Annotated in this window: 17 protein-coding genes; 6 read left to right on the top strand and 11 right to left on the bottom strand. The window is 51.1% G+C overall.

The features are described 5' to 3' along the window. The first annotated feature begins 288 nt into the window (after positions 1-288). Entirely contained in the window at positions 289-873 is a 585-nt protein-coding gene (gene smrA, locus EZV72_RS13940) for a DNA endonuclease SmrA (protein WP_137167798.1), read from the top strand. Between the two features lie 441 nt (positions 874-1314). Here the strand turns inward: smrA and purL are convergent, their stop codons facing one another. After that, positions 1315-5211, bottom strand: a complete 3897-nt coding sequence (gene purL / locus EZV72_RS13945; RefSeq protein WP_137167799.1) for a phosphoribosylformylglycinamidine synthase — start codon at positions 5209-5211, stop codon at positions 1315-1317. Between the two features lie 178 nt (positions 5212-5389). Between purL and mltF the strand changes: the two genes are divergently transcribed. Both mltF and EZV72_RS18480 read left to right on the top strand, forming a co-directional pair. After that, positions 5390-6790 carry a membrane-bound lytic murein transglycosylase MltF gene (gene mltF, locus EZV72_RS13950; RefSeq protein ID WP_332308323.1) on the top strand — a complete coding sequence of 467 codons (1401 nt, stop codon included), beginning with the start codon at positions 5390-5392 and terminating at the stop codon, positions 6788-6790. A 146-nt stretch (positions 6791-6936) separates the two neighbouring features. Then, positions 6937-7089, top strand: a complete 153-nt coding sequence (locus tag EZV72_RS18480) for a hypothetical protein (protein ID WP_175405127.1) — start codon at positions 6937-6939, stop codon at positions 7087-7089. On the opposite strand, the gene tadA is transcribed toward EZV72_RS18480, so the two are convergent. Further along, positions 7064-7615 (bottom strand): tRNA adenosine(34) deaminase TadA, encoded by a 552-nt coding sequence (gene tadA, locus EZV72_RS13955; RefSeq protein WP_217495194.1) that lies wholly within the window; start codon positions 7613-7615, stop codon positions 7064-7066. The two genes, EZV72_RS18480 and tadA, sit on opposite strands and share 26 nt — an antisense overlap. A 188-nt stretch (positions 7616-7803) precedes the next feature. Between tadA and EZV72_RS13960 the strand changes: the two genes are divergently transcribed. After that, a complete protein-coding gene (locus tag EZV72_RS13960; protein WP_137167801.1) occupies positions 7804-8046 on the top strand; it encodes a hypothetical protein in 243 nt (80 codons plus the stop codon). A gap of 32 nt (positions 8047-8078) precedes the next feature. Here EZV72_RS13960 and EZV72_RS13965 read toward each other — a convergent pair whose 3' ends face one another. Next, complete coding sequence (locus EZV72_RS13965; protein WP_137167802.1) at positions 8079-10049, bottom strand: monovalent cation:proton antiporter family protein; 1971 nt, start codon at positions 10047-10049, stop codon at positions 8079-8081. A 137-nt stretch (positions 10050-10186) separates the two neighbouring features. Between EZV72_RS13965 and EZV72_RS13970 the strand changes: the two genes are divergently transcribed. Next, positions 10187-11092 (top strand): GGDEF domain-containing protein, encoded by a 906-nt coding sequence (locus EZV72_RS13970; protein WP_137167803.1) that lies wholly within the window; start codon positions 10187-10189, stop codon positions 11090-11092. A 35-nt stretch (positions 11093-11127) separates the two neighbouring features. On the opposite strand, the gene tilS is transcribed toward EZV72_RS13970, so the two are convergent. The 7 genes from tilS to fabZ are packed head-to-tail and all read right to left on the bottom strand — an operon-like array spanning position 11128 to position 19898. Further along, positions 11128-12396 (bottom strand): tRNA lysidine(34) synthetase TilS, encoded by a 1269-nt coding sequence (gene tilS, locus EZV72_RS13975; RefSeq protein ID WP_137167804.1) that lies wholly within the window; start codon positions 12394-12396, stop codon positions 11128-11130. Between the two features lie 60 nt (positions 12397-12456). Beyond that, positions 12457-13413 (bottom strand): acetyl-CoA carboxylase carboxyl transferase subunit alpha, encoded by a 957-nt coding sequence (gene accA / locus EZV72_RS13980; RefSeq protein ID WP_137167805.1) that lies wholly within the window; start codon positions 13411-13413, stop codon positions 12457-12459. A 52-nt stretch (positions 13414-13465) separates the two neighbouring features. After that, positions 13466-16930, bottom strand: coding sequence for a DNA polymerase III subunit alpha (gene dnaE / locus EZV72_RS13985; RefSeq protein WP_137167806.1), 3465 nt, complete (start codon positions 16928-16930; stop codon positions 13466-13468). A gap of 20 nt (positions 16931-16950) precedes the next feature. After that, positions 16951-17529, bottom strand: a complete 579-nt coding sequence (gene rnhB, locus EZV72_RS13990) for a ribonuclease HII (RefSeq protein WP_137167807.1) — start codon at positions 17527-17529, stop codon at positions 16951-16953. Continuing rightward, a complete protein-coding gene (lpxB, locus tag EZV72_RS13995) occupies positions 17522-18676 on the bottom strand; it encodes a lipid-A-disaccharide synthase (RefSeq protein ID WP_137167808.1) in 1155 nt (384 codons plus the stop codon). The genes rnhB and lpxB overlap by 8 nt, the downstream gene beginning before the upstream one ends. Further along, on the bottom strand, positions 18677-19447 hold the full coding sequence (gene lpxA / locus EZV72_RS14000; protein WP_137167809.1) for an acyl-ACP--UDP-N-acetylglucosamine O-acyltransferase: 771 nt from the start codon (positions 19445-19447) through the stop codon (positions 18677-18679). Between the two features lies 1 nt (position 19448). Then, positions 19449-19898, bottom strand: coding sequence for a 3-hydroxyacyl-ACP dehydratase FabZ (gene fabZ / locus EZV72_RS14005; protein WP_137167810.1), 450 nt, complete (start codon positions 19896-19898; stop codon positions 19449-19451). Between the two features lie 11 nt (positions 19899-19909). Between fabZ and EZV72_RS18485 the strand changes: the two genes are divergently transcribed. Then, positions 19910-20056 carry a hypothetical protein gene (locus EZV72_RS18485; protein ID WP_175405128.1) on the top strand — a complete coding sequence of 49 codons (147 nt, stop codon included), beginning with the start codon at positions 19910-19912 and terminating at the stop codon, positions 20054-20056. Positions 20057-20227: 171 nt separating this feature from the next. Here EZV72_RS18485 and EZV72_RS14010 read toward each other — a convergent pair whose 3' ends face one another. Beyond that, a complete protein-coding gene (locus tag EZV72_RS14010) occupies positions 20228-20743 on the bottom strand; it encodes an OmpH family outer membrane protein (RefSeq protein ID WP_137167811.1) in 516 nt (171 codons plus the stop codon). Positions 20744-20762: the final 19 nt, after the last annotated feature.

Here is a 20762-nt window from a genome sequence, read left to right on the forward strand (position 1 = left end):
TAAGTTGGCGGCAGCTTAAGACAACTGCCGATGACAGTGCGATGATATCAGAAAGTCGCTATGAGGTTTAATGAAAACCCTGCCATCCGGTTAAGTCTGAACGCCTTATCCGGCTTGTATTAATATTGATCAGCCGCTGATGCTTTTTGCGTCACTTACTTCATCTGCCGTTCGACAAGGCTGGATTTTGGAAAATAAAGCCTTATTGTGAAGACATGATAAAACCGAACCGATAACTGAGCGTATCAAGCAGACGCGGTACCCAGATTAAAGTTACGGAGTTTTAGTATGCGTGAAAGAGACGACGATGGCTTGCAGACTTTCTTAGCCGAAATGGGTGATGTCACACCAATTGAGCAGAACGATAAGTTTCACTATTACTCGCCGGACCATCAGATAGCAGAAAAGCGAGCGAAAGCCGCTAATCGCTCAGAGCGCGAGAAACTGTTAAATCCCTTAAGCCTGGAAGGGGTTAAACCGGTGCGGCCAGATGATCACCTGGCCTGGCAGCAGCCCGGCATTCAGGACGGGGTATTTAAAAACCTGCGAATGGGTAAGTACGAGATTGAGTACCGGTTATCACTAAAAGGGCTGACGCTGGATGAGTCCCGGGACGCCTTGTATAAAGCGGTATTGAATTGCCACAGCAAGGGAGCCCGGACCCTATTGATTCAGCATGGTACCGGTGAGCAGAGTAAGCCGTTTCCGGCCTTTAAAAAGAGTTATGTGAACCACTGGCTGGCCGAACTGACCGAGGTGATCGCCTGGCACACTGCACAACCCCATCATGGTGGACGCGGTGCAACCTATGCCCTGCTTAAGAAGCATCCGGAACAAAAACTGATAAATCGGGAAAAGAACCGCAGACGGTAATTTTTCGCGTGCAGACTGCTTTGTACTCATACTGAGAACAAACTGCACGCGATAAAATTAGTTTTGCTGATGCGACAGACTGGTTATCGGGGTGTCTGTCTGTGATGCACTGGCAGAGGAACTGAACACAGCTGTTACAATCATAAAGATTACTGCGACAGCGACTCCCGTTAATCCGAACCCACGAGATGAACGATTCATAGTCGTCTCTTGTTATTGCGCTATCGTCCTGCGACGATCGATTAGCCTCATATCCCTAAATAAACGATTACCAGCTTATACCTCTGAGCAAACCGGTAACTTGCATACCTTTGCATGTTCATCGTAAAGCAGGTCTGGTCAGATAACAAGATGCCAGTTCAAAAAATTGACACCTTGCCATCAAACTTCTGACGCTTTCCGGCCTGCTTTGCTCACAATGATAAAGCAGGCCGCCTCCGGTTAGCCGACAAATGCCCGGGCATTACGGAACATACGCATCCACGCGCCGTCTTCCTGCCATTGTTCCGGATACCATGAGTTGGCCACAGCGCGGAATACCCGCTCAGGATGCGGCATCATAATGGTACTACGTCCGTCTTCTGAGGTCAGACCGGTGATGCCGTCTACCGAGCCATTAGGGTTGGCCGGATAACGACTGGCTACCTGCCCAAAGTTGTCTACGTAACGCACAGCCACCTGCTTATTGCCATTAACAGCAGCAATCGCTTTATCATTGGCAAACTCAGCCCGACCCTCACCGTGTGATACCGCAATCGGCATTTTAGAGCCCTGCATGCCGGTAAACATCACCGATGAAGAATCAGTCACCTCAACCATGGCGACCCGGGCCTCAAAGCGCTCAGACAGGTTGCTGACAAAGTGCGGCCAGTGCTCGGTTCCCGGAATCAGTGACTTCAGGTTGGACAACATCTGACACCCATTACACACGCCCAGACTGAATGTTTCTGAGCGGGTAAAGAAGCGCTCAAATTCATCTCTGGCACGGCTGTTAAACAGAATTGACTTTGCCCAGCCTTCCCCGGCGCCCAGTACGTCGCCGTAAGAGAAGCCACCACAGGCCGCCAGTCCTTTGAATTCCTCCAGCGAGATTTTGCCGCTTAAAATGTCACTCATATGTACATCTATCGCCGCAAAACCAGCCCGGGTAAATGCCGCCGCCATCTCATTGTGCGAGTTCACACCCTGCTCTCGCAAAATAGCCATTTTCGGCTGTACGCCGGTAGCAATGTAAGGAGCTGCCACATCGTCGTTGATGTCGTAGCTCAGGGTGGCACTTAGCCCCGGGTCTGTCACATCCTGCTTAGCCTGATGCTCTTCATCCGCGCATTCAGGGTTATCACGCAGACGCTGCATCTGGTGTGTGGTTTCGGCCCAGATAGTACGCAGGTTGGCGCGGCTATCAGTAAATACTGCCAGCTCGCCACGGCTAAACTCAATCATATCCTGATTATTCAGCGTACCGATGTCATGGGTCAGTGAGTCCATACCAAATTGAGCCAGCACCGCGTTCACTTCACTTAGCTTATCGCTGCGAACCTGAACCACCGCGCCCAGCTCTTCGCTGAACATCACCGCCAAGTCATCCTCACCCAGTGAATCAAGTTCGACCGACACACCGGTTTTACCGGCAAAGGCCATTTCTGTCACCGTGGTAAATAAACCACCATCAGAGCGATCATGGTAAGCCAGCAGCAGGTCCTGCTCGATCAGCATCTGCACCGCATTAAAGAAGCCCAGTAAGCGCTCGGCAGAGTCTACATCCGCAGGCTTATCTCCCAGCTGCTCAAAGACCTGTGTTAAACAGCTTGCTCCAAGACGGTTCTGACCGGCGCCCAGATCCAGTAGCAACAGACGACTGTCGCCCTTATCGGTGCGCAGCTGTGGCGTTACGGTTTTACGAATATCTTTGACCGCACCAAAAGCTGAGATAACCAGTGACAGTGGCGCTGTCACCGCTTTGTCTTCGCCCTGCTCGTCCTGCCAGGCAGTTTTCATCGACATCGAATCTTTACCCACCGGAATGGTCAGACCCAATGCCGGGCACAGCTCTTCACCCACCGCTTTAACCGCTTCATACAAACCTGCATCCTCACCGGGGTGACCCGCTGCCGCCATCCAGTTAGCCGACAGCTTGATACGCTTGATATCACCGATGTTAGCCGACGCAATGTTGGTCAGGGCTTCCCCTACCGCCAGCCGGGCTGATGCTCCGTGGGACAAAAGCGCGACCGGCGTGCGCTCGCCCATGGCCATAGCTTCACCGTAATAAGTATCGTAAGCGGTAGCGGTGACAGCAACATCCGCCACCGGAACCTGCCACGGGCCAACCATCTGGTCGCGGGCAACCAGGCCGGTCACCGAGCGATCGCCAATGGTAATCAGGAAGGTTTTTTCTGCTACTGTCGGTAACCGTAAAATACGCTCCGCCGCTTCTTTTACCGTCATTTGCTCAGTCTGCAGGGCACTACCGGTGACGCTTGCTGATGTCACATCACGGTGCATCTTAGGCGCTTTGCCCAGCAGTACATCCAGTGGCATATCAATGGGCTGGTTATCGAACTGACTGTCGTTGAGTAACAGGTGCTCTTCGGCAGTCGCTTCACCCACAACAGCATAAGGAGCACGTTCGCGCTGACAGATTGCGTCAAATACCGGCAAATCTTTTTCAGCCACTGACATCACATAGCGTTCTTGTGATTCGTTACACCAGATCTCCAGTGGCGTCATGCCGCGCTCGTCACACAATACGTTACGCAGCTCAAACTTACCGCCACGTCCACCATCGCTGACCAGCTCAGGCAAGGCGTTAGACAAACCGCCCGCTCCCACATCGTGAATAAACTGAATGGGGTTGTTGTCGCCTAGCTGCCAGCAGGCATCAATCACTTCCTGACAGCGGCGCTCCATTTCCGGGTTATCCCGCTGAACCGAGGCAAAATCCAGATCTTCGTTTGACTGGCCTGAAGCCATCGACGAGGCAGCACCACCGCCCAGGCCAATATTCATCGCCGGGCCGCCCAGCACAATCAGTTTTGCGCCAACCGTAATTTCACCTTTCTCAACATGGTCAGTGCGGATATTACCCAGACCACCAGCCAGCATCACCGGTTTGTGATAACCACGCACTTCAACACCGTTAAAGCTGTTAACCTGCTGTTCGTAGGTACGGAAGTAGCCCAGCAGATTAGGCCGGCCAAATTCGTTATTAAAGGCAGCGCCACCCAGCGGGCCATCGATCATAATATCCAGCGCGCTGACGATCCGGGCTGGTTTTCCATATACCGTTTCCCATGGCTGTTCGGCGCCCGGGATCCGCAGGTTGGACACACTGAACCCCACCAGACCGGCTTTTGGCTTGGAGCCACGGCCTGTGGCGCCTTCGTCGCGAATCTCTCCACCTGAGCCGGTCGCCGCGCCAGGAAACGGCGATATGGCGGTAGGATGGTTATGTGTTTCTACCTTCATCAGAATAGCTATGTCTTCGTGATGATATTCATATTGATGAGATTGCGGGTTCGGGAAGAAACGTCCGGCTGGCCAGCCTTCCATAACCGCCGCATTGTCTTTATAGGCAGAAAACACATGCTCAGGGCACAGCTCGAAAGTGTTTTTGATCATTTTAAACAGCGATTTTGACTGTTCTTCACCGTCGATGGTCCAGCTGGCATTGAAGATTTTATGCCGGCAGTGCTCTGAGTTCGCCTGCGCAAACATATACAGCTCTACATCATTGGGGTTACGCCCCAGTCTGGTGAAATTATCAAACAGGTAATCGACTTCATCTTCGGCCAGAGCCAGTCCCAGGCGCTGGTTCGCTTCATCGAGTGCGGCACGGCCGTGAGTCAGGATATCCACCGAGGTGAACGTGCTGCCTTCGGTATGAGTAAACAATACCGCCGCTTCATCCGTGGCCGAAAAAACGGTTTCGGTCATACGATCGTGCAATTCAGCCTGAATCTGGCGACGGGCCTGTTCGTTCAGCTCGCTGTCGCACTCAATATAATAAGCGCAACCACGTTCAATACGGGAAACAGATTGCAGACCACAATTGTGCGCGATATCAGTTGCTTTTGAAGACCAGGGAGAGAGTGTACCAGGACGGGGAGTAACAAAGAACAGGGTGCCGGAGGGAGATTGCGATGGCTTACTGGGACCGTAAGTGAGCAGTTTGCCCAGTATCGACTGTTCCTGTTCAGATAAGTCACTGGTGGTGTCGACCAGATGAACGTATTCTGCGTAGATACCGTTAATTCGGATGCCGGATTGACCCAGCCTTTCAATAAGTTTAGTTTGTCTAGAGTCAGACAGTGCGGGAGCGCCTCGAAGGACCAACATATCGCTTTACCTGATTGTTTACGGATAGCAATAAACCAAGTGTTACCGCTATCATTAGGTTGACGGGGTTCGGCGCGGATTATAGAGGAATTCGGCCCGCTTGATAACCTTGGATTTACTGATAACTCAGGATTTTAACTGGCCGGATATGCTTACGTTTTGCCAATATCGACCAAATTTGACCAACTGGACAAGCCTGCCAAAGTGCTTTCATCGCGCTATGTTGCTGAGCTTCACGCTGCTTGTTTGCGGCTGCCAGCCACCTTCCGCACCCAATGCGTTACAGAATGTAATCGATAAAGAAGTTTTAAAAGTGGGCACCATTTATGGCCGCACCACTTTTTATCATGGCAATACCGGCCCACAGGGATTTGAATACGAACTGGCAGACGGCTTTGCTGACTATCTGGGCGTTGAGCTTCAGGTTTACCCTTACTACTCTTATCATGCCCTGATGCAAGGGCTGCAACAGGGACGTATTGATATTGCGGCGGCCGGCGACACGATCACCGCCCTGCAGGCCAACAGCTACCAGGCTGGCCCGGTGTATCAGCAGGTCAGCCATAAACTGGTATTTCAACAAGGTCGTGAGCGGCCGCGCAGCCCGGCGGATTTAAACGAGCCTCTGGTGGTGGTCAAAGGCAGCAGCAACGCACAGTTACTGGCCGCTTTAAATGAGCAGTACCCTGCTCTGAACTGGCGTACTACAGAAAATCAGGATATCTGGGAGTTAACCGCTGATGTGGCTGAAGGCCGGCTGGCTTACACGCTGGTAGACAGCAACACGCTGGCATTGCAGCGTCGACAGTATCCTCAGCTGTCTATCGGCTTTTCTGTTGACACACTGGGTAATGTGGCCTGGCTGCTCAATCAAAACCAGGATGCTTCGCTGCGTGCCGCCGTGGTTGAATATTTTGGTTATTTGCATGAAGCCGGATTATTCCCTGCCATGGAAGACAAGTACTTTGGCCATGTACGGCATTTTAACTATGTTGATACCCGTGCTTTTATTACCGCATCCAAAATGGTGTTACCCCAGTTTGCTGATTTGTTTAAGCAATTCGCCGGCGAACAGGACTGGCGACTGTTGGCAGCCATCAGTTATCAGGAAAGTCACTGGCAACCTGATGCCACCTCCTACACCGGTGTGCGTGGGCTGATGATGCTGACTCAGGATACTGCCAGCGATTTGAATATTGCCTCGCGGTTAAAGCCGGAAAGCAGTATTCGGGGTGGAGCCAAATATCTGGACAGCCTGATAAAGCGCATACCCAATCGCATCAAACATCCTGACCGGATCTGGATGGCCCTGGCGGCGTATAATATTGGTATGGGCCACCTCGAAGATGCCCGGGTACTTACCGAGCTACAGGGAGGAAACCCGGATTTGTGGGTAGAGGTGAAGCGCCGCCTGCCGTTACTGGAACAAAAAAAGTTTTATAAAACCACCCGCTTCGGATTTGCCCGGGGTACGGAAGCCAAAGCGTATGTGGAAAATATTCGCCGCTACTACGATACCCTGGTCTATCTGGACGAAAAAACCGGCTTATTAGAAGCATCGGTTGCCGAAACACCTTGAAAATCTGTCATTTCACCTTAATATTCTGCTAATACCATAGTGCTGATACAGGCTTAAACTGGTATAGGCACTGACCTTACGATGTATCCCTTACAGTGTCTTGTCTCATGAACCTGCAATTACAAATACAATCATCAGGAGAGTGAATGAAACGAAATCGTGTAATGACTAAAAAGAAACCTTTGAGAAATAACAACCATCGCCGCCTGATGATGAAACGGGCGCATCAGCGCGTACTTCATCGTCGCCGACAATTTAACAGCAATGAGGTATTTACTTCTTTGCCACTGAATCAGTAGCTTCCCTGCTTTGTTTTTCTGCGGTCCTGGCCGCTTTTTTCTCTGCCCTGCGGCGGGCAAAAAAAGCGGAAATAGTTTGCGCACAGCGAGCCTCCAGAATACCTCCGGTGATCATTGCCTGATGGTTCAGCTGGCTGTGCTGCAATAACTGCATGACTGAACCGGCAGCCCCGGTCTTAGCATCAAAAGCACCAAAGACCACCCGCTTTAATCTGGCATGAACAATGGCACCGGCGCACATCGAGCATGGCTCCAGCGTGACATACAAGGTGGCATCAACTAATCGGTAATTCTGCACATTTGCTGCAGCCATACGTATGGCCTGCATTTCAGCATGAGCACTGGGGTCGCTGTCTCGAATCGGTGAATTCCAGCCCTCTCCAATAATGTCGCCCTCTTTTACAATCACTGCACCAACCGGTACTTCGTTGATGGCGGCAGCCCGATCAGCCAGGCTCAGGGCATGGGCCATCCAGTATTCATCACTGTGCAGCAATGGTGGTGTGTTTGGCGAACTATTATGCATATTACTCATAGATTACGGTTTTCTTGAACAGAAAATATATAAAAAACTTAAATTTCAACCAGTTAAAACAGGCAGGTGATTTGCACACTCACAATAGCGGATGTGGCAACATACGCCATCTTCGGTTACTTTATAAACATCATCCTGCAACCGCGGGCTATTTTAACGATTTTACCAGGAGTATGCTCATGAATGTTACTGCCGTTGTCATTGTAGCTATTGTCGGAGTGACGATTATCAAACTGGCTAAGCTGATGGACAAAGCCAGACAGAATAAAAGCGGGAGCAGTCAGCAGGCGCGCCAGTACGATACGCAAATCGCCGCGCTGCGCGAGCGCATTGAAGTGCTGGAACGCATTGTTACCGATGAGGGCTATGATCTGAAAAAGCAGTTCAATAACCTGAACAAGGACGATGACCATGTCGCCTGACACTGTCAGCCTGGTATGGTCGTTCAGGCCGGTTAACTGCCTTCCAGCAGGTAATGTTCTGCTCTTTCCACCCGGCGCGGCTTTCCGGATATAATCAGCACATCGCCAGGCTGTAAGGTCAGCTCATTATCCGGGTTTCTGACCTCGCGACCATCCCGGCGCAGTCCTTTAATACTGACCCGCATTTTTGCCAGGGCCAGTGTTTTAATCGGCTGCCCCAAACAGGCCGCGTGCGCCCCGAGCACCACCGCATGAATAAACTCAAGCTTGTCCTCGGTGCCATAGGTTATCTCTGTGGTTTCACCCGGATAGAACCCGTGCAGATGATCATACCGGCCTTTGCGCTCCTGCCTGACCCGTTTTAAGATACGCGACATTGGCACCCCGGCATAATGTAACACCTGAGAAATCAGCATCAGGTTTCCTTCCTGTAATTCCGGTACCACCTGAGATGCCCCTGCGGCATACAGCTGGTCAAGGGTATAGTCACGCCGGGTCCTGACCATGACCTCAACATTTTCACGGCACTGCCTGGCAGCATTGATTACCCGCACGGCATCATCATTGCGATCAAAGGTAATCAGCAGTAACCGGGCATCATCAATACCGGCGGACTCCAGAATATCCTTTTGCGTGGCATCGCCAAACAAAATGGCCTCACCAGCGCGCCTACTTTCCTGCACCCGTATGGGATCGCTGTCGATCACCAAGAAACTGATCCCTTCCATACGCAGCAATTTGGCAACCGACTGCCCAACCCGCCCAAAGCCGGCGATGATCACATGGTCGCCGCTGATATCCCGGGCTGCCTGCTCATTGCCCGGAGCGTCTATGTGCGGACGGGCGGCTAACCGGGCAGCCAGTTTCAGACTGTGATTGACCAGATAAGGCGTCACTGCCATGCTGATAATCCCCATACTGATAATGATCGATGCCTGGGTCGAGCTAATCACGCCATGCGCTGATGCCAAGGCTGCGATAACAAAACTAAATTCCCCAATCTGACACAGCTTGATGCCGGCCGACCAGGCCTGCTGATTATCACATCCTGCCCAGCCGGCAACCAGCCGGACCACCAGCACCTTAACCAGCATGATCAGTACTACGCCCACGATAATCAGCCAGAACCAGTCCATCAGCACAGTCAGGTCCAGCTGCATCCCAATGGTGACAAAAAACAGTCCCATCAGAATGTCGCGAAATGGGCGGATATCGGCTTCCAGCTGATATTTGTACTGGCTTTCACCCAGCATCATACCAGCCAGAAAAGCGCCCAGTGCCATCGATAATCCAAACAGGTAGGTCAGCCCGCCGGCGAGCAGCGCAACCAGTATTGTGGTCAGCACAAACAACTCATCGGTGCGGGTTCTGGCAACCTCGCGAAATACCCAGGGTAAGCCCCATTTGCCCACTGACAATAAAAAGCCCACTACCAGTAAGCCTTTTACTAATGCCAGTCCTAACAGGGTAATCAGCGCGGTATCGCCGGCACTGTTGAGTAGCGGTACTACAATCAGAAAAGGTACTACCGCAATATCCTGAAACAGCAGTACGCTGACGGCAAGCTGACTACGCTGCTGATTAATAATGCCCAGTTCATTAATTTGTTTTATCACAATCGCGGTGGAGCTGAGTGCCAGCATACCGCCGATAATAATCGTGGCTGCCGGCTCAATGCCTGCCAGCCAGCTGACCACCGAAAATACCAGGGTGGTAACGCACATCTGTCCAAGTCCTACGCCAAACACCCAGTGCCGCATTGCCAGTAATTTAGGTAATGAAAACTCCAACCCCAGAGAGAACAGCAAAAACACCAGACCGGTTTCTGCCAGCAGGTGCATGTCCTGTGGTTGAGGGAACAGCGAAGTAACTGCCGGGCCAGCAATAATACCTGCGACCAGGTAAGCCAGAATCGCTGGCAGATGCAGGCGACGAAAAACCGCCACAAAGATGACTGCCAGCAACATAAGGATGACTATTTGTGCGAACCCATTTTCTGCCATGGGGACTCCTGCAAACAGATTTTTTTATCAGGCACGCTACTTGCTAACTCTTACACAAGAACGCTTAACAGGCGAATTTTTGACACCTTGCCACGCGTTTACGCAGTACGTGGCAGTCGCATAAATAAGGGCTTAGTATGGATTTCTCAGACTCATTATTTGAGCATTCGGTTGATGAAAACCATTATACCGTGGTAACCCCCACACCCACGCTGACACTGGCTCAGCTGCAACAGTTTGTGACAGGTATTTTATCGACCCTGGAGCTCAAACCGCTGGGCTCTATGTACTTTCATCAGCTTGGTCAGTACCTGCCCATACTCTCAATCAGCCTGACTGAGGTAGCGCCTGGCCTGGTGTATGGTGAACAGGCCTCGCTGATCGCACTGCCCGAGACTGTCAGACTCCCTGTGCGTCGGGCCGATGTAGGCCCCTGCGACAAATACTTACATTATTACTTTACACGATCCTTGAGCCGTGGCGAGCGAAAATTGCTGGGAGAGTTTCATTACCTGTTTATTCGTCAGTTACATCAGGCGCAGGAATTTACCCTGCTAAAACAGATGGCTACTAAGGACCCGCTGACCGGGCTTGGAAACCGTACCGGCTTTAACGAGGCCTGCAACCGGATGCAAAGCCGGGCGATACGTTATGGTGATGCCTTTGCCCTGCTGATTATTGATTTAGATAATTTTAAGCAGGTGAACGATTCTCTGGGTCATAAAGAAGGTGACAAGGTGCTGGAAACCGTAGCCGAAGAGCTGCGCCATTTGCTGCGCGGTGAAGATGAAGCGTTTCGCTTTGGTGGTGATGAGTTCTGCTGTCTACTCGACTGTGCAACCGATAAGTGCATTAATACCATTGCCCAGCGTTTGCAAAAGCAGATCTGCGCGAACACCTATCTCACCCGCCTGGGCGTCTCGTGCAGCATCGGCGGTGCGGTGTATCAGACCCATGATGATATCAACAGTTTATTTGACCGGGCTGATTCAGCCCTGTACCGAGTAAAATCAAGCGGCAAAAACGCCTACTTCGCGGCCTGATTTACACCCCGGGCGGCAGTCACTTGCCGCCTTTTCTATTCCTGTACCATGATCTGCAGATCAGCTGGACGATCCGCCAAATAAATGACTTCATCCTTTAGTATAATCGCAACGGGTTTGTCAGCCAGCATCAATACCGGCACATTGGCCCGCTCCCAGGCAGGTACCTTCCACATTTTAAACCAGTCTTTCAGTTTTTTGGAAAATGGCGTGTGTTGCAGGCGGATGCGAATGGAGGGCATGTGACCCACCGCCACCACCGGGCGGGACACCTGAAATGCGGTCTCCCACCAGGGTAACCGGGTCTGAATGTCTGCAGGTACCAGGGTGCCTTTTGATGGTGGCGGGGGTAAGTCCCGTACCAGTTTGAGCCAACTGTTATGCAGGCGCACACTATGCTCGCCCAATACCAGCACCGGCTGAGCATCCTGACGCAGGGTCGGCATAGCCAGTAACTCAGCCATCTGCGCAGCACTGGGCATATCGGCATTGCCGGTCTCCAGCCAGCGACGTATCAGGTGCTTTTGCCAGGCAATTGAAAAGTACATTAACCCAGTACAATCCAGCGCATGGTCCTTATCAACCAACTGGCTCAGGCGGCTATCCAGCACTTCTTCAAGTAACGCGGTTTGTTCGGCGCACAATGCGGCACTGCGCGATACCGTTGTCGCAATTTGTGGCCAGCGCTGTTTGAGCAGTGGCGTCACCTCATTGCGAATATAGTTTCGATCAAAGCGGGTATCAGAGTTGGACTCATCCGTCACAAAGGATATATTGCGCTGCGCGATGGTTTGCTCAAGATCCAATCTGGAGAGTTGCAGCATAGGCCGGACTATAGCTATACCCTCGCGCCAGCTTATTGCCTGCATACTGCCCAGACCTTTAGGACCTGCGCCACGTTTTGCCTGCAGCAAAAAGGTTTCAAGCTGGTCATCCTGATGCTGACCCAATACCAGTATGCCACCTACCTGCTGCGCATAGTCCAGTAATACCCGGTAACGACCGTTACGGGCTGTTGCTTCAATACTTTTTCGACGCTGCGAGGTGACCTGAATATTGCGGGAGTGAAAGGTACACCCTAATGATTCTGCCTGTGCTTTACAGTGCGCCTGCCATTCATCGGCATGCCGGCTCAGCCCGTGATGGATATGTACCGCATGGATCGGGGTGTGATCGTAGGGTTCGGGTAAGGAAGATAAGGCGTGAAGTAGCACCGTTGAATCAATGCCGCCACTATAGGCAACAATTAAGGGAGTACCAGGCTCTGCCTGAGGGGCAGGCAGGCCGGTCAGAAGTTCGGTCAAAGAGAGCTGTATCTGTTGCGTAATCGAATCAACCAAAACCAGTACGCCCCCTTTGTGTGTTTAGCAATAACCGAATGACATCAGGCGCTCGTAGCGCTCTTTCATTAAAGTCTCAGGATCCAGCTCCTGCAATTGGCTAAGCTGCTGTTTGAGCGTCGCTTTCAGGTTAGCAGCCATTCCGTCGTGATCACGGTGTGCCCCCCCTAGCGGCTCGTCAACGATCGCGTTAATCAGGCCAAGCTCTTTAATCTGTGTGGCACTGACTCCCATGGCTTCAGCTGCCTGCGGCGCTTTTTCAGCACTCTTCCACAAAATAGAGGCACAGCCTTCTGGTGAAATAACAGAGTACGTAGCGTACTGCAGCATATTCACCCGGTCGCCCACACCAATCGCCAGGGCGCCGCCCGAACCACCTTCACCAATGACCGTACAGATGATGGGGACACGCAATTCGGCCATTTCCATCAGGTTACGGGCAATGGCTTCACTCTGGCCACGTTCTTCGGCTCCCACGCCCGGATAGGCTCCCGGTGTATCAATAAGCGTCACGATGGGCAGATTGAAACGTTCTGCCATCTTCATCAGGCGTAACGCCTTGCGATAGCCTTCCGGCTTTGGCATACCAAAGTTACGCTTGACCTTTTCATGGGTGTCGCGACCTTTTTGATGACCAATCAGCATAATGGGCTGGTCATCCAGCATCGCCAGGCCACCCAAGATGGCTTTATCATCGGCAAATGCCCGGTCACCGGCCAGCTCATCAAATTCAGTAAAGATGCGACCCACATAGTCCTTGGTATAAGGACGATTTGGATGGCGGGCTAGCTGAGAAATCTGCCATGCACCTAAATCAGAAAAGATTTTCTTGGTCAGCTCGACGCTTTTCGCCTGCAGACGATTAATCTCTTCTTCGATGCTGACATCAAATTCACCACCCTGATTGACCAACCGCAGCTCTTCGATTTTTGCTTCTAGTTCAGCTATCGGTTGTTCAAATTCCAAAAACTGTATACTCATTCTGTGTCCTATTCTTAATGCCTCAACTCCGGCTTAGGCTACCCGACCCAGCCTAATGATAACAAAGGGAAACCGCTTGTTCCCCCAGGCATTGCTTTAACTCGTACAACAACTGATCTTCAGGCGTAATATACCACTGTGCACCGCAGGCCAGCACGGCTTCTGCGTCCTGATGCAGTACATGTAGTTCAACCGGACAGCTGCCGCCACTATAAGGCTGCAATACGGCCTGCAGCGCCGCGACCTTTTCAGGTTGCCACTGCTGCGAATCTATTTTTAAAGACAACGCCCGGGCGTTACGTTCACGCGCCTGCACAATGTCCATTACATCACGGGCGGTGATTGTATTGCCCCCCGAGAAATCATCAAAGCTGACCTGTCCCCTGACCAGCAGAATACGATCAGACTCCAGCACACTTTCAAACTGCTCGTACATATCAGGAAAGAACCTGACATCCATACGTGCACTTTTATCATCCAGGGTCACAATCGCCCAGCGTCGGCCTCGTTTATTAGTCATCACCCGCACCGACAGGACCAGCCCGACAGCGGTAGCCGTCTGTTCTTTACCTGTGGGTCTCAGATCCACCAGACGGCCATCGGCATAATGACGGATTTCAGCGGCATACTGGTTAATCGGGTGACCGGTTAAGTATAAGCCCAGCGTATCTTTTTCCCCTTCCAGCCAGACTTTCTCAGGCCATTCAGGAACTTCAGCAAAGGCTTGTTTTACTTCTTCAGGCTCAGTATTTAACAGCCCGAACATATCCGACTGACCAAAAGATTCTGCCTTGGCATACTGGTCAGCAGCAGCAATTGCTTCAGGCAATGATGCCATCAAGGCGGCGCGGTGCGGTCCCAGATTATCCAGAGCGCCGGCCAGTACCAGTTTTTCCAGTACCCGCTTGTTAATGCGTTTGAGGTCTACCTTAGCACAAAAATCAAACAAATCAGTAAATTTGCCCTGTTTTTCACGAGCTTCGATAATCGCTTCAATCGGACCTTCACCCACGCCCTTAATCGCACCAATACCATAAACAATCCGGCCTTTTTCATCGACCGTAAACTTATGGCGACCGGTGTTCAGATCCGGCGGCATGATTTCCAGCCCCATCCGCTGACATTCATCAACCAGGGTAACAATTTTGTCGGTGTTATCCATATCCGCTGACATTACCGCAGCCATGAATTCAGCCGGAAAATGGACCTTCAGCCATAAGGTCTGATACGACACCAGCGCATAGGCTGCTGAGTGAGATTTGTTAAATCCGTAGCCGGCAAACTTTTCTACCAGGTCGAAGATTTTCATCGCCAAATCCGGGTCGATGTTGTTCTCTTTGGAACCGTCCTGGAAAACAGCTCGCTGTTTAGCCATCTCCTCGGGCTTTTTCTTACCCATGGCACGACGCAGCAAGTCAGCGCCACCGAGCGAATAGCCCGCCATTTCCTGGGCAATCTGCATAACCTGTTCCTGATATAGGATAATGCCGTAGGTGGGCTCCAGTATGGGCTCCAGGCATTCATGCTGATACTCAGCATCAGGAAATGAGATTTCTTCCCGGCCGTGCTTACGGTCAATAAAGTTATCAACCATGCCTGACTGCAACGGACCCGGACGAAACAGCGCCACCAGTGCGATAATATCTTCAAAACAGTCCGGGCGCAGGCGCTTGATCAGCTCCTTCATACCCCGGGATTCAAGCTGGAATACCGCGGTGGTTTCAGCATTTTGCAAAGAGCGGAAGCTTTTGGGGTCTTCGAGCGGAATCGCCGTAATATCGATTTTCTTGCCGCGGGTTTCGGCGATCATGTCGATCGCCCACTGAATAATGGTCAGTGTACGCAGCCCTAGGAAATCAAACTTCACCAGACCGGCGGTTTCCACATCATTTTTATCAAACTGGGTAACCGGGAATTTACCTTCATCGTCACAATACAAAGGCGCAAAATCGGTAATCGTGGTGGGGGCTATAACCACCCCCCCAGCGTGTTTACCGGCGTTACGGGTTACCCCTTCCAGTATCCGCGCCATATCGATAAGATCTTTGACTTCTTCGTCATCCCGGTAAAGCTCCGGCAGCCGGGGCTCAGCATCGAAGGCTTTATCCAGAGTCATACCCGGATCCGGCGGAATCAATTTAGATATTCGATCCACAAACCCGTACGGATGACCCAGTACCCGGCCAACATCACGCACCACGGCTTTGGCCGCCATCGTACCAAAGGTAATGATCTGGGATACCGCCTGACGACCATACAGCTCTGCCACGTGGTCGATAACCTCATCACGGCGATCCATACAAAAGTCGACGTCGAAATCGGGCATCGATACCCGCTCAGGATTCAGAAATCGCTCGAACAGCAGATCAAATTCCAATGGGTCAAGATCGGTAATTTTCAGCGCATAAGCCACCAGCGAGCCGGCACCAGAGCCCCGCCCCGGTCCGACCGGAATCTCGTTATCCTTACTCCACTGAATAAATTCCATTACGATCAGGAAGTAACCGGGGAATCCCATCTGGTTGATAACCCCAAGTTCCCGCTCCAGCCGGGCGTCGTAATCCGGACGCTTCTCAGCGCGCACCGCCTCATCCGGAAATAAAAATTCCAGTCGCTCTTCCAGGCCTTCCTGTGAGCGCTTGACCAGAAAGTCTTCGGTCGTCATACCGCCGGTCGGAAACTGTGGCAGGAAGTATTCGCCCAAACGCACGGTTACATTACAGCGTTTGGCAATCTCTACGGTGTTTTCAATGGCCTCAGGGATATCACTGAACAGCTCAACCATTTCTTCGGCTGAACGCAGATACTGCTGCTCACTATATTTTTTAGGCCGGCGCACATCATCAAGGGTGTAGCCGTCATGAATAGAAACCCGGATCTCATGAGCATCAAAACCTTCCTGATCAACAAAGACCACTTCGTTGGTCGCGACCAGCGGTAAGTCGTGCTGGTCGGCAAGCTCCACCGCCATATGCAGATAGTCTTCTTCACCAGCCCGGCCAGTGCGCACCAGCTCCAGATAAAACCGGTCAGCAAAGTGGGTCTGGTAAAAGGCCAGAGTTTCATCCAGCAGCTGTTGATTGTTTTTTGCCAGGGCTACGCCCAGATCGCCCTGCCGGCCGCCCGACATAACAATAATGCCGGCGGCATGTTCTACCAGCCAGCTTTGCTCTATGGCCGCCCGGTGCGCCACATGGCCACGCAGATAGGCTTTGGAAATCAGTTCGGTGATGTTTTTATAGCCTTCATTATTCATCGCCAGTAATGTCAGGCGAAACGGCTCTTCTTTAAAAACATCATTGGTTACCCAGAAATCGGTACCGATGATCGGTTTGATCCCACGGTTGTGGCATTCTGAATAAAACTTTACCAGACCACACATATTCATCTGGTCGGTTAGCGCCACGGCGGGCATATTCAGTTCGCTGACTTTCCCCAGAATTGGCTTGACCTTGTTCAGGCCATCCATCATGGAAAAGTCACTGTGAACGCGAAGATGAATAAATGGCGATGTCATAGCACCCACTACGTTGTTAATTATTTAATGTCGGTATTCAGTAAAGCCTGGACCGGCTTAAAACTTTTTCGGTAGCACGGCAGCACGCCGTGCTCAGCCAGCGCTGCAAAATGCGCTTTGGTCGGGTAACCTTTATGGCCGGCAAACCCATACTGAGGGAATTCTTTATCCAGCGCAATCATATCATTGTCGCGCTCAACTTTAGCCAGAATCGAGGCAGCTGAGATCTGTGCATGCAGGCTATCGCCTTTGACTATCGCTTCTGCGGCATAGGGCCAGTCTGGTAACCGGTTGCCGTCCACATAGACAAAATCGGGCTGTACAGATAAGCCTTCTACCGCGCGCTTCATTGCCAGCATGGTGGCATGCAGAATATTAAGCTGATCAATCTCTTCCGGGGTGGCCCGGCCGATAGACCAGCTGAGCGCCTGAGCTTTGATTTGAGCGACAAAGGCTTCGCGTTTTTTGGCACTGAGCTTCTTAGAATCGGTCAGTCCTTCAATCGGTTTGGTCGGGTCAAGAATGACAGCAGCAGTCACGACATCACCTACCAGTGGTCCGCGCCCTACTTCATCGACGCCGGCGATGAGTTTATGCATTAATTAAATCCAGTACTGCTCTGGCTGATTGTTGGTCGGCATCCTGACGTAAAGTCTCATGCAATTCGCAGAATGTATCGATAAGTGCTGAGTTGTCCTGCTCAAGAAACGACAGTAAATGCTCACTTAAGGTGACCGGATTTACTTCGTCCTGTAACAATTCAGGAATAATCTGCCGACGGGCCAGCAAATTGGGTAGTGTAAAAAACGGCGCTTTGTACAAACGCTGCATTATCCGGTAAGTCATCGCGGATATTTTATAAGCTGCCACCATCGGGCGCTTACACAGCATCGCTTCGAGCGTTGCTGTACCTGAAGCCAGCAAGATCGCATCTGAGGCAATCATGGCCTGGCGGGCGTTGCCCTGAGTCAGGATAATTTGTTTGTTGTTGAGCAGATCTTCGGCGTACTCGCGCAGATACTGCTCAATATAGTCATAGCGATAACTGTTGGCCGCGGGAATAACGAAACGACAGGCTGGCTTGCTGCTTAAAATATGCCGAATGGTATCGACAAAAATAGGCAACAGTACGCTGACTTCGCCATTACGTGAGCCGGGCAATACCGCCAGCAAAGTATCCTGGGCATTGATATCCAGGGCCTGACGAGCAGCCCACTGGTCAGGTACCATCGGTATAGCATCAGCCAGAGTATGACCAACAAACCGGTAAGCGACGTTGTGTTTGTCGTAAACATCCTGCTCAAACGGGAACAGACCCAGCACACAGTCAGCTGCTTTTTTTATGCCATGAATGCGGTTTTCCCGCCATGCCCAGACTGTGGGGCTGACATAATGAACGGTTTTGATGCCTTTCTTTCTGAGCGCTTTTTCGACCCGCAGATTAAAATCCGGGGCATCCACACCAATAAAGATATCTGGCGGGTATTGCTCAAAATGTTTGATCAGGCCGTTTTTCACTTTGAGAATGGCAGGCAGGTGAGACAGCACTTCCACCAAGCCCATTACTGACAGGGTTTCCATGTCGTATAAAGAGTGGCAGCCGGCAGCAATCATATTATCGCCCCCAATGCCCTCTATGATGGCATCAGGGTATTGTTTTTTGAGTTCTGCGATCATACCTGCGGCAAGCACATCACCTGACGGCTCACCGGCAACCACACCGATGCGTAACGGTCCTGCGCTCATTTAGCGAATAATACCGCGCTCAGCTGACTTAAGGAACTCAACCATGACCGCAACTTCAGGGTATTGCGCCTGACTGTCCTGCAGTGCTTCAATGGCTTCATCTATCGTGTTATTAGCCCGATAAATAGCCCGGTACGCACGCTTAATAGCCATGACCGCATCAGAGCTGAATCCACGACGTTTGAGACCTTCAGAGTTAATTCCGGCTGGTACGTTTTTCTGGCCGTTAACCATCACATACGGCGGCACATCGCGTAGTACAATAGCACCGGCACCGACAAACGCATGATCACCCACTTTGCCAAACTGGTGAATAGCCGCACCACCACCAAAGATAACATGGCTACCCAGCGTAACATGGCCGGCCAGCGATACATTGTTAGCCAGGACGATGTTATCGCCCAGAATACAATCATGCGCTACGTGAGCGTTAATCATAAACAGGTTGTTTGAGCCAACAATGGTAATACTGTTGTCCTGCACCGTTCCGCGATGAACAGAACTGCCTTCACGAAATACGTTATTGTCGCCTATGATTAGCTCAGTCGGCTCGCCGGCATATTTTTTATCCTGACAATCTTCACCGATTGAACAAAACTGAAAAAAGCGGTTGTTCTTACCAATTTTCGACGGGCCACGAATAACAACATGGCTCTCCAGCACGCAGCCATCACCGAGCTCAACATTGTCATCAACCACACAAAATGGGCCAATTTTAACGTTTTCGCCGATTTTGGCACTGCTTGAGATTACCGCAGTAGAATGGATCACGTTAGACTATCTCTCTGATTGCACACATGAATTCTGCACTACAGGCTTCTTCACCATCAACGCTTGCAGTACCCTTAAACTTCCAGATTCCCCGGCGCTCTTTGACCAGTTTTACATCAAACTCCAGCTTGTCGCCTGGTACAACCGGACGTTTGAAGCGCGCATTATCAATCCCTGCATACAGATACAGTTTATCGCTTTTACCCATTGTTTTGAAACCCAGAACACCGGCCGCCTGTGCCATTGATTCTAAAATCAGTACACCAGGAAAAATCGGACGTCCCGGGAAATGGCCCATGAAGCAAGGCTCATTGATCGTAATATTTTTATACGCTTTAACAGATTCGCCGATGGTGTAATCTGTGACCCGATCAATTAACAGGAAAGGATAACGATGTGGTAACAGTTCCAGAATTTCCTGGATGTCGATTGAATTGAGTGAGTTGGCCAAAAGTCTCTCCTATGCCACAAGCCGCTGATGATTTGCCGGCAAGCGGGAATGCCGTCTTTGTCAGCCTGATGGTGTTAATAGTCGCCCAGGCGTGGCGTAATCTCAAGCTATTACAGGTACCGGTGCTGTACCATGAGTGTTTTGTTAGCAAAGATTGACGCGATAAACCATATCAGGGCGCATTGTCAGATCAGGCAGGAAATTTATAAACGGCGGCAACCATACGCGTTTTAACGCAAAAAACAAGTCAGACCAACACAAAAGCTGTGCTCACCTGACCTGCTCTTGCCACAAATAGATTGCGGTAATTATTTAAAATGCAGCGATTATCAGTTCGCTTTTTGCACCTGGCTTAATACCTGTTCTGAGATATCAAACTGCTCTTTTGAATAAGAAACAGCATTGCCGCTCAGTACCAGATCGTAGCCTTCTTTTTTCGCAACATTGTCGATTGCCTGCTTGATCAAACCCAGCAGTTTATTGCGCTCTTCATTGCTACGACGCTGAATGTTCTGTTGCAGTGGCTGGCCTTTTTCCGCCAGTTGCTCACGTACACCCTGAATTTTTTGCTGCAGCTCATTCTTTTCCTTGTCGCTCATGGTCGCTGCATCACGCTGCAGGCGCTCAGCATAGAACTGACCATCTTTTTGAAGCTGATTCACTTCGTCAATCTGGTCTTTAAATTCCATCTGGATGTTATTGGAGATTTCAGCGGCTTGTGGCATAGCCTGAAACACGCTCTGTACATCTACAACGCCGATTTTCTGCTCAGCCATAGCTGAGGCACTTACCAGCGCACTACCCAGCATCGCGGTTGCAACGATATGTTTTGCCAACTGTTTCAAAGGGAACTCCTGTTTGTAA

This window comes from Salinimonas lutimaris (genome assembly GCF_005222225.1).
In the GTDB taxonomy this organism is placed as follows: Bacteria; Pseudomonadota; Gammaproteobacteria; order Enterobacterales; family Alteromonadaceae; genus Alteromonas; species Alteromonas lutimaris.